The sequence below is a fragment of the Streptomyces sp. JLBG701 genome (assembly GCF_058544905.1).
This window is the reverse complement of the sequence record NZ_CM178588.1, coordinates 1,785,373-1,798,366: the sequence shown is the minus strand read 5'-3', so window position 1 is coordinate 1,798,366 and position 12,994 is coordinate 1,785,373. Positions and strand designations below refer to the sequence as shown.

The window sequence follows — 12,994 nt, the reverse complement described above, 5'->3', positions numbered from 1 at the left end:
TGTACGACCCTGACCGCGACCCTCGTCGTGCGAATGAGGCCGATCAGGCCGCGAGCCGGCGGCCTGGAGTCGCCCCGCCCTCTTCGAGTTCCGCCACGAACCCCTTGAGCCAGGACGTGAACTCGGGCCCCAGGTCCGGGCGTTCGCAGGCCAGCCGTACCACCGTGCGCAGGTAGTCCGCCTTGTCGCCGGTGTCGTAGCGCAGTCCGTCGAAGATCACGCCGTGGACCGTGCCGCCCGTGGCGAGTACCTGGAGGGCGTCGGTGAGCTGGATCTCGCCGCCGCGGCCCGGCTCGGTGCGCTCCAGGGTGTCGAAGATCTCGGGGTCGAGGACGTAGCGGCCGATGACCGCGTAGTTGCCGGGGGCGTCCTCGCGCGACGGCTTCTCCACCAGGCCGGTGACGCGTACGACGCCGTCCTCGTCGGTCGCCTCGACGGCCGCGCAGCCGTAGAGGTGAACCTGTTCCGGGGGGACCTCCATCAGGGCGATCACGCTGCCGTCGTACCGGTCGCGGATGTCGAGCATCTGGCTGAGCAGCGTCTCGCGCGGGTCGATGAGGTCGTCGCCGAGGAGTACGGCGAAGGGCTGGTCACCGACGTGGTGGCGGGCGCACAGCACCGCGTGGCCGAGGCCGAGGGGGTCGCCCTGGCGGATGTGGTGGATGTCGGCAAGCCGGGCGGGGTCGCGCACGGCGTCCAGCCGTACGGTGTCGCCCTTGGCGGCGAGGGCCTGTTCCAGTTCGAAGGCGTTGTCGAAGTGGTCCTCGATGGCCCGCTTGTGCCGGCCGGTGACCATCAGGATGTCGTCCAGGCCGGCTTGCGCGGCCTCCTCGACGACGTACTGGATGGCGGGTTTGTCGACGACCGGCAGCATCTCCTTCGGGGTCGCCTTCGTCGCGGGCAGGAACCGGGTGCCGAGACCGGCGGCCGGGACGACCGCCTTGCGCACCGTGCGGACAGGACTCTGGGTCGATGAGGTGTGGGGGACGCTCATGGGCGTCATGTTCACGGATTCGGATGTGAGCGCGCGGGGAGAAACGTGGGAGGCGGCTGTGGGCCCGGCGGGTGGCCCGGCGGCGCCGGGAAGTTGAAGGTTTCGTGTGCCAACGGGTCTTCCGTGCACACAAGTTGATGGCTCCACTCCGGGCGATTTTCGAATGCGGGTGCGGATACCGTCGGTAACAGATCTGAATTCACTCCGTTTTGAACATCGGTCACTCGAACTCCTTGTTTCCTGTGAGACCCATGTGCGAGGGTGAGCCTCCCCGTGAGAAGGCAAAGGTCACAAGCCCCTTTCGCGGTTTCTGACATCTCATAGGTATGCACCAATCACGCACCTGCTTTCCGACGGGCGCGCAATTCTCCTGCCGTCCGGAGGCTTGGAAGGAAATGGTTCAGTGCAATCCCCGTACCCTCCGCGCCCGCCCTACCCGCCCCGCCCCGGATCGAGCCCCGGGGATTCCGACCGCAATCTCCTGGCGCGGCTCGGTGGTACGGACGGGGACGACAGCGCCGTCGCGCTGCTGATGGCGCGGCACTGGCAGGCGACGTACGACTACTCGGTCATCTGTCTTGCCGCCTCCGGGAGTTCGGCGGAGATGGTGGCCGCCGCCGCGTTCCATCACGTGCTCGCCCATCGGGCGGCGAGGGGGGCCTTGCGTCCCCAACTCCTCGTGGCCGTACGGAACATGGTCAAGGAGTGGGCCGCCGAGGACCGGATTTCCGCTCTGTTGCCGGAACTTCGGAAACCCACCGGCGGCCGTGGACTGCGCGCGGCCAGGTCCGTGACGCCCGAAAGGCGGCGCCTCGCAGAACGCGCTTTCCAGGCCCTGCCGGGCGCATCCCAATGCCTGCTGTGGCACACGGCGGTCGAGGCGGATGCCATATCCGTACCGGCGGGTCTGTTGGGCGTCGATGCCGGTACCGCGTCGGCGGCGCTGGAGCGGGCGCGTGAACAATTCCGTACCGGTTGTGTCGCGGCCCACCGGGAACTCGCGCCCTCCCCGGAATGCCGCTTCTACAACCGCCTTCTCGACGTCCCGATTCGCCGGGGCGGGGCCCTGCTGCCCGATGTCCAACGGCACCTCATGGAGTGCCGGCACTGCCGTCACGCGGCCGAGCAGCTCAGCCATTTCGAGGGCGGCCTGGAAGACCTGCTGGCCGAGACCGTGCTCGGCTGGGGCGCCCGGCGTTACCTCGACTCGCGCCCGGGCCGCGGCGGGACCGCGCGGCCACAGCCACGGCCCCAGATCGTCCGCCCCCGGCCGGGCGGACGCCACCGCCCCGAGCCGGCCGGCCTGCTCGCCGCCTCCGGAAGACGCACGAAGGCCCTGGCCGTGGGGGTGGGGCTGACCTCCCTCGCGCTCCTCGCGACCGTGCTTGTCGCCAAGGGCTGGTCCGAGGACAACAGTGTTCCCGCGCCGGACGCCACGTGGGGTGCGCCCAGCGTCAGCACCGTCAAGCCGAGCGCCGGATCCGAGCCCTCGTCCGCCTCCGCGGCCTACTCCGGCCTCGTCGCGCGAGGCCGGCTGCGGAGCGAGGTCGCCGGCCTGTGCCTCGACCTCCGGGGCGGCCGGGCCGAGGCCAGTGCCGGGGCCGTACTGGCGGCATGCTCGTCCGCCGGTTCGCAGCAGTGGTCGTACGAGAGCGACGGGCTGCTGCGCAGCCTGGCCGCACCCACCCTCTGTCTGGACGCCGACACCGGGGAGGGGACGGTCGTCCTGGCGGGCTGCCTGGTGCACACCGGTGAGGTGCGCTTCGACCTGACCGTCCGTGGTGAACTCCTGCTCCGCCGGCAGGAGGGACTGGTCGTCGCGCCCGGAGAGAAGGGGAGCGTGGTCGTCACGGACCGGGACGGGTCCGCGGGGCAGCGGTGGCTGTTCGATTCCGAGGTCGACGCCGCCGGGGGCACCGGGCAGGAGAAGAAGAGCCAGGGGGAGGAGAGCGAGGCGCCGGGTGACTCGGTGCGGCCGTCACAGGAGGGGCGCTCCGAGGAGGGGGAACCGGAGAGCGACGCTCCGCAGGCGCCCGGGGGTGAGGCGCCCCGGCGGGAGTCCGGGGAGCAGGGGGAGCAGTACGACACGAGGACCGTGCAGGTCGGTGGTGCCGGCGAGGACGAGCCCGCCGAGCCGCAGGCTCCCGTCGGCGATGTCGTGGGTGGCGTGACCTCGGCCGTGGGGGATGTGGTCACGGGAGTCACCGGCCTTGAGTCGACCCTCGTGTCCGCGCTCCCCTAGACGGTTGACGCGGGGTCGGCCGCGGCCCTGTTTTTCCCGGGGGGTCGGTGGTGCCTAACGGGTCGTCAAGTCCGTTCTGTCGCATAGTGCGGTCAGGACGAACGAAGGAGTGACGGCCCATGACCGACACTGTCTCCCGGCGATCCGCCCTGAGTCTGCTGGGTGCCGCCATCGCCGTCGCCACGGCGGCCACCAGCGGTCTCACCCCGCCGTCGCGCGCCTACGCGCAGGACAGGCCGGGTGCCGGGGCGGGCCCGCGCGTCGAAGGACTCGTCGCCGCTCTCACCCTCGACGAGAAGATCTCCCTGCTGCACGGCACCACCGACCCCAAGGCGCTCGGCCAGGCCGGCCACATCCCCGGGGCCACCCGCCTCGGCATCCCCCCGCTGCGGCTCGCCGACGGACCGGCCGGCGTCCGCGTCATCGAGCACGCCACCGCACTGCCCGCCCCCGTCCTGCTCGCCTCCGCCTTCGACCCCGACCTCGCCCGCCGCTACGGCCAGGTCATCGGACACGAGGGCCGCGCGCTCGGTCAGGACGTCCTGCTCTCGCCGATGGTCAACCTCATCCGCACCCCGTACGCGGGCCGCAACTTCGAGACCTTCAGCGAGGACCCGCTGCTCTCCTCCCACCTCGTCGCCGCCGAGATCGAGGGCATCCAGGGCGAGGGGCTCATCGCGACCGTCAAGCACTACGCGCTGAACAACCAGGAGAAGTACCGCACCACCATCGACGTACGCGTCGACGAACAGACGATGCACGAGACCGAACTGCGCGGCTTCGAGGCCGCCGTGGAGGCCGGCGTCGGTGCGGTGATGGGCGCCTACAACAAGGTCAACGGCGCCTTCGCCTGCGAGAACAAGACCCTGCTCACCGACATCCTGCGCGAGCGCTGGGGCTTCGAAGGCTGGGTGATGACCGACTGGCACGCCGCCCACAGCACCGTCGCCGCGATCACCGCGGGCCTCGACATGGAGATGCCGAACGACGTCTACTTCGGCGCCGCACTGAAGACCGCCGTCGAGAACGGCAGCGTGCCCGAGGCGTACATCGACACCGCCGTACGCCGCATCCTCACCGTCATGGACCGCTTCGGGCTCCTCGACGGCAGCACGCCCGAGCGCCCCGCCCGCGACGCCAAGGCGGGCGCGTCCGTCGCTCTTGAGGTTGCCAAGGCGGGCGCGACCCTGCTGCGCAACGAGGCCGACACCCTCCCCCTGACCGGCGGCGACATCGCGGTGATCGGCCCGACCGGCACCGTCCCCTTCGTCAGCGGCGGCGGCAGCGCCCATGTCGTCCCCGACCACGCCGACAGCCCCCTCGACGCCATCAGATCCCGCGCGGGATTCGCCGCCGAGGTGACGTACGCCCTCGGCGAGGACATCTACGGCAAACCGCTGCCCGCGACCGCGCTCGACACCGGCTCCGACACCGCCTTCGACACGGAGGGACAGGGCGTCGGCGGTGGACAGACGTGGACGTACGACGGGACGCTCACCGTCGCCGACGCCGACGAGTGGACCTTCGTCATCCACTACTCGGCCGCGGTCGCGCTCCGCCCCAAGGTCCTGCTCGATGGCGTCAACCTCTTCCCGGTGACGCCCGGCTACGGCGAGTGGTTCATCGGCGCCCTGGTCAACACCGCGCCCGACGGCCTCTCCGTGCGGCGCAAGACCCTGAAACTCACCCCGGGCGCACACAAACTGGAGATCACCGCGCAGGGCGGCGACGCCGGACAGCTCTTCCGGCTGCGGCACATCACCGGCGCGACCCGCGCGCGGGACGTCGCCGAGGCCGTCCGGGTGGCGGGCGCCGCCGACAGCGTCGTTCTGTTCGCCTACGAGGACGCCACCGAGGGCCAGGACCGCAAGACCATCGCGCTCCCCGGCCACCAGGCCCAGCTGATCGAGGCGGTCACGGCGGCCAACCCGCGCACCACGGTCGTCCTCAACACCTCGTCGTCGACGTCGATGCCCTGGCTGGAGAGCACCGGAGCGGTGCTCCAGATGTACTACCCCGGCCAGGAGGGCGCCGCCGCCACCGCCGCCGTCCTGTTCGGCGACAGCGACCCCGGCGGCCGGCTCACCCAGTCCTTCCCGGTCGACGACACCCACCACCCGGTCGCCGGGGACCCTCTCCGCTACCCGGGCGTGAAGGGCACCGAGGAGTACTCGGAGGGCATCCACGTCGGCCACCGCTGGTACGACGCGGAGGGAGTGCGGCCACTTTTCCCCTTCGGCCACGGACTGTCGTACACCTCCTTCTCCTACGAGGAACTGTCGGTGACCCGGCGCGACGGCGGACTCGACGTGAGCTTCGCCGTCCGCAACACCGGGTGGCGTGCGGGCGTCGACGTGCCGCAGGTGTATGTCGGGCCCTCCCCGGACCTTCAACTCGACCAAGCGGTGCGGGTGTTGGGCGGCTATCGGCGACTCGCCCTCGGAGTGGGGGAGTGGAGGCGGGTCACCGTGCACGTCGATGCGCGCACTCTGTCCTCGTGGGATCCGGGGCGGCACGACTGGGTGCTGGGTACCGGGCGTCGCGATGTGTGGATCGGGGCGTCGTCGGGTGACCTGCGGCTGCGGACGAGCGCGGAGGTAAGCGGCTAGCTCGCGGGGCCGCCGAGGTAGGCTTCCCGGCGTACGCCCGGACGAGAGTCGGGCGCACGCCGGGAAAGCAAGTACGTGAATCGGGAGGAACCGGCGTTGCACGTCCAGGAATGGCTAGAGACGGTACCCGCGGTCGCCATCTACGCGCTGGTGGGCCTGGTCATCGGCCTGGAGAGCCTGGGCATCCCGCTGCCGGGCGAGATCATCCTGGTCTCGGCGGCGCTGCTGTCCTCCCAGCACGAGGGCATCAACCCCGTCATCCTCGGCGCCTGCGCCGTCGTCGGTGCGGTCGTCGGCGACTCGATCGGCTACGCCATCGGCCGCAAGGGCGGGCGCCCACTGCTGGCGTGGCTCGGGGCGAAGTTCCCCAGGCACTTCAGCGAGGGCCATATCGCCACCGCCGAGAAGTCCTTCGAGAAGTGGGGCATGTGGGCCGTCTTCTTCGGCCGCTTCGTCGCCCTGCTGCGGATCTTCGCCGGCCCTCTGGCGGGCGTACTGCGCATGCCGTACTGGAAGTTCCTGATCGCCAACGTCCTCGGCGGCATCATCTGGGCCGGCGGGACGACAGCCGTCATCTACTACGTCGGTGTGGTCGCGGAGTCCTGGCTGAAGCGCTTCTCGTGGCTGGGGCTGGTGCTGGCGGTACTGATCGGCTTGACGTCGATGCTGGTACTGAAGCGCAAGGCCAAGAAGGTGCAGGGTGATGTGCGTGAGGCGGAGACCGTGGGGGCTACTGACTGACTTCGGGCGCGGGTTGAGTGGCTGGTCGCGCCCCTGCGGTGGAGCCGCATATCGACACAGCCCCGCGCCCCTGGGTGGGCTGCACTACTCGTGGATTTCCTGGTGAGCCTTCGCCAAGTTCGCGTAGTGCGTTCCGTTCAGGGTGACTCCCTGACGCTCCTCCTCCGTCAGTTCTCGCTTCACCTTCGCTGGCACGCCCGCCACCAGTGAACCCGGCGGTACCTGCATCCCCTGCGGCACCAACGCCTGCGCCGCCACCAGCGATCCCGCCCCGATCACCGCGCCGTTCAACACCGTCGCGCCCATCCCGATCAGGCAGTCGTCCCCGACGGTCGCCCCGTGGACCACCGCGTTGTGGCCGACGGAGACGCGCTCACCGATGCTGACAGGGAACCCCGGGTCGGCGTGCAACGTGCAGTTGTCCTGGATGTTGCTCTGCGCGCCGACGGAGATCCGCTCGACGTCACCGCGGATCACGGCGCCGTACCAGACGCTCGCCCCGGCCTCCAGTGTCACGTCGCCGATGACCGACGCGGTGGGTGCCACGAAGGCCTCCCCGTCGATCTTCGGTTCTCTGTCGCCGATACCCGTGATCAACGCCTTGTGCGACATTGCCCTCTCCTCGTCGTCGATACAGCACGCACCGTACGCCACCATGTAGGGCGAAGATCACAGGCCCTGCACCTCATGAGGGCTCCCTACGCTGAGTACGGTGACCACGTGCCCAAGCGCAAGAACACGTTCTCATCATGGCGGCGTCGCCTCGCGCAGAGCGCCGTCCATGCGGGCTGGGCATGGGTGCAGCGCACGGGGTCCGTCACGGCGGAGCATCCCGGCCGCTTCGCCTTCGGCGCGATGGGAACAGGTACCAGACTCGCCTTCCCGCTGGGCACCGTCTTCGGCGAACCCTGGATCCACATCGGCGCCCACTGCATCGTCGGTGAACAGGTCACCCTGACCGCCGGCCTGATGCCCGACCTCGACCTCGGCCCCGACCCGATCCTGCGCATCGGCGACGGCGTCGTCCTCGGCCGCGGCAGCCACGTCATCGCCGACACGACGGTCACCATCGGCAGCGACTGCTACTTCGGCCCGTACGTCTACGTCACCTCCACGAACCACTCCTACGACGATCCGCACGAGCCCATCGGCAAGCAGTGGCCGCGGATGGAACCGGTCGAGATCGGCCCGGGGTGCTGGATCGGCACGGGCGCGGTGATCCTCCCGGGGGCGCGGATCGGGCGGAACGTCGTGGTGGCGGCCGGTGCGGTCGTACGAGGTGTGGTGCCCGACCATGCCGTGGTCGCGGGCGCGCCCGCACGCGTCGTACGGCGCTGGACTCCCGCCGAGGGCTGGCAGCCGCCGCTCAGGACCCCGGCCCCGGTGCCGATACCGGAGGGCGTGACGCCGGACCAGTTGCTGGCGCTGGCCGGGCTGGACGAAGAGGGCGCCGCCCGGCTCGCCGAGCTGGACGTCGAGGGCTGACTCAGCCGGTCGCGAGCAGCAGCGTGCCGACCAGGGCGAGGCCCGCGCCCGCCGCCTGGACGGCGCGGAGTCGCTCGCTGAGGAAGCCGCGCGCGGCCAGGGCGGTCACCACCGGGTAGAGGGAGGCGAGGACCGCCGCCACCGTGACCGGCCCGTGCTGGGCGGCGACCGAGTAGGTGCCGTTCGCGGCGACGTCCGCGAGCCCGACGAAGGCGAGCGCCGGCAGCGAACTCCAGGGGAAGCCGCCCGCGGGGAGGGCGGGCGTGCCCCGCCGCACGGAGACGTACAGGGCGGCGGCGCCCCCGGCCACGTTGACCAGGCGCTGCACGAAGAGCGCGAGGAAGAGGCCGGTGACGGTGGTCGACGCCTCGGCGATCAGCGCGAACACCGTGCCGAAGCCCAGGGCCGCGACCAGGGTGAGCAGGATCGCCTGGCGCTGCACGGGGGCGCCGCGCAGTTGCGGACCGCCGGCCAGGACGACTCCGAGGACGGCGACCGTGATGCCCGCGAACTGCACCAGGCCGGGCCGCTCGCCCAGGAAGACCAGCCCCACGCCGACGGGGACGGCGACGCTCAGGGTGGCCAGCGGGGAGACGACCCCCATCGGGCCGAGGGCGAGCGCCTTGTAGAAGGAGAGCAGGGCGATTGGCCCCACGAGTCCGGCGGCGACGGCGAACCACAGCATCGGGCCGGCCTCGCTCCAGCCGCCGGTGGCGACCACGATCGCGCCGAGCACGACGGCCGCGATCCCCTGGGAGACCACGACCACCGTCAGCGCCGGGGTTCGTCGTGTCAGCAGCCCGCCGCCGAAGTCGGCCAGGCCCCACAGGAGGCTGGTGGCCAGGGCGAAGAATGCTGTCACGGGTCGCCTCGCAGTACAGTTCAGTGAACGATCAGGTGCATCACACCATAGTTCAATGCAGTGAACACTGTCATCCATAATATTGGACGAGCATGACGAGAATTTTGGACGGAACGTGTCGGACCTCGACCTGCTGACCCAGTCCCTGGCGCGCAACGTCAAGCGCTGGCGCACCGAGCGCGGCTTCACGCTCGACGCGCTCGCCGCACGCGCCGGAGTCAGCCGCGGCATGCTCATCCAGATCGAGCAGGCCCGCACCAACCCCAGCATCGGCACGGTCGTGAAGATCGGCGACGCGCTCGGCATCAGCATCACCACACTGCTCGACTACGAGCAGGGCCCGCAGGTCCGCATCGTCCCCGCCGACCAGGCCGTCCGCCTGTGGGACACAAAGGCGGGCAGCTACAACCGGCTCCTGGCGGGCACCGAGGCCCCGGGTCCGCTGGAGATGTGGGACTGGCTGCTGATGCCCGGCGACAGTAGCCTGTCGGACCCGCACCCCGTCGGCACGGTGGAACTCGTCCACGTCACCGCGGGGGAGTTGACCCTCACGGTCGACGGCGTGAAGTACCGCGTCCCGTCAGGCGCGAGCGCCTCCTTCGAGGCCAACACCCCGCATACGTACGGCAACGAGGGCGACGTACCGATGGAGATGGTGATGGCGGTGTCGGTGCCGCCTGTGGGGCGGGACGCCTGACGGGCGGACGGCGGATGCCTTTTCGGCGGCTTCCGTGTGGCTGTTAGCGTGCCGTCATGCGCGCACCCATCGGACACTTCGACACCGTCACGCCCGCCCCGGACTGCCTCGACGAGCTCGTCGGCCCGGTCTCCGACGCCGTACGCGACTGGCGCGGCAGCGTCCCCGCCGACCAGATCATCCACGTCGACACCGACCCCCAATGGGCCGACACCGCCGTCTTCGTGGAGCACTACGGCCGGGAACTGCTTGAGCAGTCGGCGAACTGTGTGGTCGTGGCGGGCAAGCGCGGCGGCGAGACGACGCTCGCCGCGTGCGTCGTGCTCTCCACCACCAGGGTCGACGTGAACGGCGTGGTGCGCCGCCAACTCGGCGCCCGCAAGGCCTCGTTCGCCTCGATGGACACGGCGACCGGGGAGACCGGAATGGAGTACGGCGGCATCACCCCGATCGGACTGCCCGCCGACTGGCCGGTGTTGGTGGACTCGGCGGTCGTCGACCTGCCCTACGTCCTGGTCGGCAGCGGACGCCGGCGCGGCAAGCTGCTGGTGCCGGGGAAGGCGTTCGCCGAACTGCCGGGCGCCGTCGCGCTGGAGGGACTGGGCGTGGCCTGAGGCGGGACGTCAGTAACCCGACTCCTTGCCCAGGTACTGCTCCGCGAAGGCGGCTCCGGCGGCCGACGAGGTGAACAGGCGGCGCAGCCGGGCGAGGGTGGTGCCCGCGCGGTACGGGTCGCCCGACGAGGCCCCGTGGTACACGCCGGACAGCCACTCCGAGAACTCCTGGTAGTCCCACACCCGGCTCAGACAAGCCTCCGAGTACCCGTCAAGACCGCCGGTTTCGCCCTTCGTGAGGTACGCGACGAGCGCGTCGCCGAGCAGGAAGGCGTCGTGCAGGGCGAGGTTCATGCCCTTCGCCGCTATGGGTGCGGTGAGGTGGGCGGCGTCGCCGGCCAGGAAGAGCCGCCCGAACACCATGGGCTCGACCACGTAGTTGTGCATGTCGAGCACGCGCTTCTCGATCAGCCGGCCCTCGGTGAGCGGGGGCCGGTCCGAGGCCGCGAGCCGCTGCTGGAGCTCCGTCCAGACCCTGTCGTGCGACCAGTTCTCCGGGTCGTCGCCCGGCGCGCACTCCAGGTAATAGCGGGTCACTTCGGGGCTGCGCGCCATGTGCCCGGCGAACCCGCGAGGATGGATGCCGAACATGACGCAGTCGGAGGACGGCGGCGCCTCCGCGAGCAGCGCCAGCCAGCCGATGCCGTAGTCCTGCCGCGCGATCCGGGCCCGCTCCGGCGGCAGCGCGGCCCGCGACACCCCGCGCGCGCCGTCGCACCCCGCGACGAAGTCGCAGTGCAGGACCTGCCGTTGACCGCTCTCCGGGTCGGTGTACGACACCGACGGCCGGTCCGAGTCCGTGTCGTGCAGCTCTACGTCCCGCACGCCGAACCGGATCGCTCCGCCCCGCACGTCCGCGTACTCGCGCACCAGGTCCGTCACCAGCAACGGCTGTGGATACACGTAGTGGTGAGTACCCGTCAGCTCCGTGTACGGGAACCGGTATCGCTGCCCGCCGAACCGGAACTCGCACTCGGAGTGCAGTTGCGCCCGCTCCAACAGGTTGGCGGCCAGGCCCCGTTGTTCGAGGCCGCGTACCGCCCACTCCTCGATGACGCCGGCCCGCGGCCGCTGTTCGATGAACTCCCTGGTCTCCGCCTCCAGCACCACGCAGTCGACGGAGGCGGCCCGCAGGATGTTCCCGAGGGTGAGCCCGGCGGGTCCGGCGCCGATTATGACGACCGGAAAGCGTTGTGGGGAGGGCGAGTTGGAAGGGTAGGAGTTCGGGTGGGGGGAAGCAGAGGTCACCCCGGCATTATGTCGTCGCCGCCGTCCTGGGCACAGCGGAAGCCCGTGTGGCCGCTCGAACTGTCCGGGGTGTTGGCACTGCGGGCGGCGACGCGGTACCGGTTGCAGTAGGAGCGGTGGCACATGTGGGAGCCGCCCCGGATCACCTTGTTCGTGCCGGTCGCCGGGCCGGTGGGGGAGACCAGCGGGTGGGCGGTGCCGTGCTCGGTGCTCCACCAGTCGGCGCACCACTCCCAGACATTGCCGGACGTGTTGTACAGGCCGAAGCCGTTCGGCTCGAACGCGTCCACGGGGGCGGTCCCGCGATAGCCGTCGGCGGCGGTGTTCTTGGCGGGGAAGTTCCCGCGCCAGATGTTGCAGCGGTACTCACCGCCCTGATCCAGCTCGTCCCCCCACGGATAACGCGCCCCGCTCAACCCGCCCCGAGCCGCACATTCCCACTCCGCCTCGGTCGGCAGCCGCTTCCCCGCCCAGGCCGCGTAGGCCGCCGCGTCACTCCAGGACACGTGCACCACCGGATGGTCGGCGCGCTCGTCGACCGAACTGCCGGGCCCCTCCGGCCGGTTCCAGACCGCCCCCTCGACGGCACACCACCAGGGGGTGCCCTCGGGGCGCGGTGCACCGCGCCGCAGCTCACCGGTCAGGAAACCGGCGAAGACGTATGACCAGCCGAAGCGCTCGGCGTCGGTCACATGCCCGGTGTCTTCGACGAAGGCGGCGAACCGCTCGTTGCTCACGGCATGGGCATCGATACGGAACGGCGCCAGCGAGACCGCCCGTACAGGCCCCTCGCCGTCCGCCGGAAACCCCTCGGCGTCCTCGGCCCCCATCAGGAACTCCCCGCCGGGCAGCGACACCATGCCCTCCGCGGAACCTCCCGCCCGCCTGGCCGGCGTCGGCAGAATCCCCAACGGCTCGGCCCGACCACCTCCCGACGGCATGCAGCAGCGAGCGGGCGACGAGGACTCGGGCATCGGTTCTTCCTTCGGGACCTGATGACATGAACGGAGTGTGACCAGCGAACTCGCCCACGCCGGCTTCAAAAGGTACGTCCTGTTCGCCTAACCGAGGCGCGGGATCTCGATCGCCGGGCAGACGTCCATCACCATGTCCAGGCCCGCTGCCCGGGTGCGGTCATACGCCGGCTCGTCGATGACGTCGAGCTGGAACCAGACGGCCTTGGCGCCGACGGCGGTGGCCTCGTCGGCGATGGGGCCGGCCAGGGCGCTGTTGACGAACACGTCCACCACGTCGATGTCGAAGGGGACCTCGGAGAGGGAGGGGTAACCCTTCTCGCCGAGGACCGTCTCGGCCTTCGGGTGGACGGGGACGATGCGCTTGCCGTAGCGCTGCAGGACGTCCGCGACACCGTAGGCCGCGCGGCGCTGGTTGGTCGAGAGGCCGACGATCGCCCAGGTGTCGCCGAGCTCCGTGAGGATCTTGCGGATCGTTGCCGGGTCGCCGTACACGGTCGGCCTCCTAGGGATGACTGCATCAGGTGT

Annotated in this window: 12 protein-coding genes; 6 read left to right on the top strand and 6 right to left on the bottom strand. The window is 70.7% G+C overall.

The window, feature by feature from the left end:
* Nucleotides 1-43 precede the first annotated feature (43 nt).
* Nucleotides 44-994 carry a UTP--glucose-1-phosphate uridylyltransferase GalU gene (galU, locus tag AC5DRG_RS08230; protein ID WP_491809306.1) on the bottom strand — a complete coding sequence of 317 codons (951 nt, stop codon included), beginning with the start codon at nt 992-994 and terminating at the stop codon, nt 44-46.
* A 403-nt stretch (nt 995-1,397) separates the two neighbouring features.
* Between galU and AC5DRG_RS08225 the strand changes: the two genes are divergently transcribed.
* From AC5DRG_RS08225 to AC5DRG_RS08215, 3 genes are all read left to right on the top strand, one after another.
* Complete coding sequence (locus tag AC5DRG_RS08225) at nt 1,398-3,236, top strand: ricin-type beta-trefoil lectin domain protein (protein ID WP_491809304.1); 1,839 nt, start codon at nt 1,398-1,400, stop codon at nt 3,234-3,236.
* Nucleotides 3,237-3,355: 119 nt separating this feature from the next.
* Entirely contained in the window at nt 3,356-5,845 is a 2,490-nt protein-coding gene (locus AC5DRG_RS08220) for a beta-glucosidase family protein (RefSeq protein ID WP_491809302.1), read from the top strand.
* Between the two features lie 96 nt (nt 5,846-5,941).
* Entirely contained in the window at nt 5,942-6,586 is a 645-nt protein-coding gene (locus AC5DRG_RS08215; protein ID WP_491809300.1) for a DedA family protein, read from the top strand.
* 84 nt (nt 6,587-6,670) lie between these two features.
* Here the strand turns inward: AC5DRG_RS08215 and AC5DRG_RS08210 are convergent, their stop codons facing one another.
* Nucleotides 6,671-7,198 (bottom strand): gamma carbonic anhydrase family protein, encoded by a 528-nt coding sequence (locus tag AC5DRG_RS08210; protein ID WP_491809298.1) that lies wholly within the window; start codon nt 7,196-7,198, stop codon nt 6,671-6,673.
* Nucleotides 7,199-7,273: 75 nt separating this feature from the next.
* On the opposite strand from AC5DRG_RS08210, the gene AC5DRG_RS08205 reads away from it, so the two are divergent.
* Nucleotides 7,274-8,071 (top strand): acyltransferase, encoded by a 798-nt coding sequence (locus AC5DRG_RS08205; RefSeq protein ID WP_491809296.1) that lies wholly within the window; start codon nt 7,274-7,276, stop codon nt 8,069-8,071.
* Nucleotide 8,072: 1 nt separating this feature from the next.
* On the opposite strand, the gene AC5DRG_RS08200 is transcribed toward AC5DRG_RS08205, so the two are convergent.
* Nucleotides 8,073-8,933 carry an EamA family transporter gene (locus AC5DRG_RS08200; protein ID WP_491809294.1) on the bottom strand — a complete coding sequence of 287 codons (861 nt, stop codon included), beginning with the start codon at nt 8,931-8,933 and terminating at the stop codon, nt 8,073-8,075.
* 115 nt (nt 8,934-9,048) lie between these two features.
* On the opposite strand from AC5DRG_RS08200, the gene AC5DRG_RS08195 reads away from it, so the two are divergent.
* Together AC5DRG_RS08195 and AC5DRG_RS08190 are read left to right on the top strand one after the other, a co-directional pair.
* Entirely contained in the window at nt 9,049-9,630 is a 582-nt protein-coding gene (locus AC5DRG_RS08195; RefSeq protein ID WP_491809292.1) for a helix-turn-helix domain-containing protein, read from the top strand.
* 56 nt (nt 9,631-9,686) lie between these two features.
* Complete coding sequence (locus tag AC5DRG_RS08190) at nt 9,687-10,244, top strand: YbaK/EbsC family protein (protein WP_491809290.1); 558 nt, start codon at nt 9,687-9,689, stop codon at nt 10,242-10,244.
* A gap of 9 nt (nt 10,245-10,253) precedes the next feature.
* On the opposite strand, the gene AC5DRG_RS08185 is transcribed toward AC5DRG_RS08190, so the two are convergent.
* From AC5DRG_RS08185 to AC5DRG_RS08175, 3 genes are all read right to left on the bottom strand, one after another.
* Nucleotides 10,254-11,492 (bottom strand): 4-hydroxybenzoate 3-monooxygenase, encoded by a 1,239-nt coding sequence (locus AC5DRG_RS08185; RefSeq protein ID WP_491809288.1) that lies wholly within the window; start codon nt 11,490-11,492, stop codon nt 10,254-10,256.
* Complete coding sequence (locus tag AC5DRG_RS08180; protein WP_491809286.1) at nt 11,489-12,466, bottom strand: formylglycine-generating enzyme family protein; 978 nt, start codon at nt 12,464-12,466, stop codon at nt 11,489-11,491. Before AC5DRG_RS08180 ends, AC5DRG_RS08185 begins: the two co-directional genes overlap by 4 nt.
* A gap of 87 nt (nt 12,467-12,553) precedes the next feature.
* The gene (locus AC5DRG_RS08175) at nt 12,554-12,961 is read right to left on the bottom strand and encodes a CoA-binding protein (protein ID WP_491809284.1); all 408 of its coding nucleotides are present in this window, start codon (nt 12,959-12,961) and stop codon (nt 12,554-12,556) included.
* Nucleotides 12,962-12,994: the final 33 nt, after the last annotated feature.

Excerpts from the sequence above, each read along its gene's own strand:
- galU (WP_491809306.1), bottom strand. The coding sequence starts at position 994 with ATGAGCGTCCCCCACACCTCATCGACCCAGAGTCCTGTCCGCACGGTG.
- AC5DRG_RS08220 (WP_491809302.1), top strand. The coding sequence starts at position 3,356 with ATGACCGACACTGTCTCCCGGCGATCCGCCCTGAGTCTGCTGGGTGCC.
- AC5DRG_RS08210 (WP_491809298.1), bottom strand. The coding sequence starts at position 7,198 with ATGTCGCACAAGGCGTTGATCACGGGTATCGGCGACAGAGAACCGAAG.
- AC5DRG_RS08205 (WP_491809296.1), top strand. The coding sequence starts at position 7,274 with ATGAGGGCTCCCTACGCTGAGTACGGTGACCACGTGCCCAAGCGCAAG.
- AC5DRG_RS08190 (WP_491809290.1), top strand. The coding sequence starts at position 9,687 with ATGCGCGCACCCATCGGACACTTCGACACCGTCACGCCCGCCCCGGAC.
- AC5DRG_RS08180 (WP_491809286.1), bottom strand. The coding sequence starts at position 12,466 with ATGCCCGAGTCCTCGTCGCCCGCTCGCTGCTGCATGCCGTCGGGAGGT.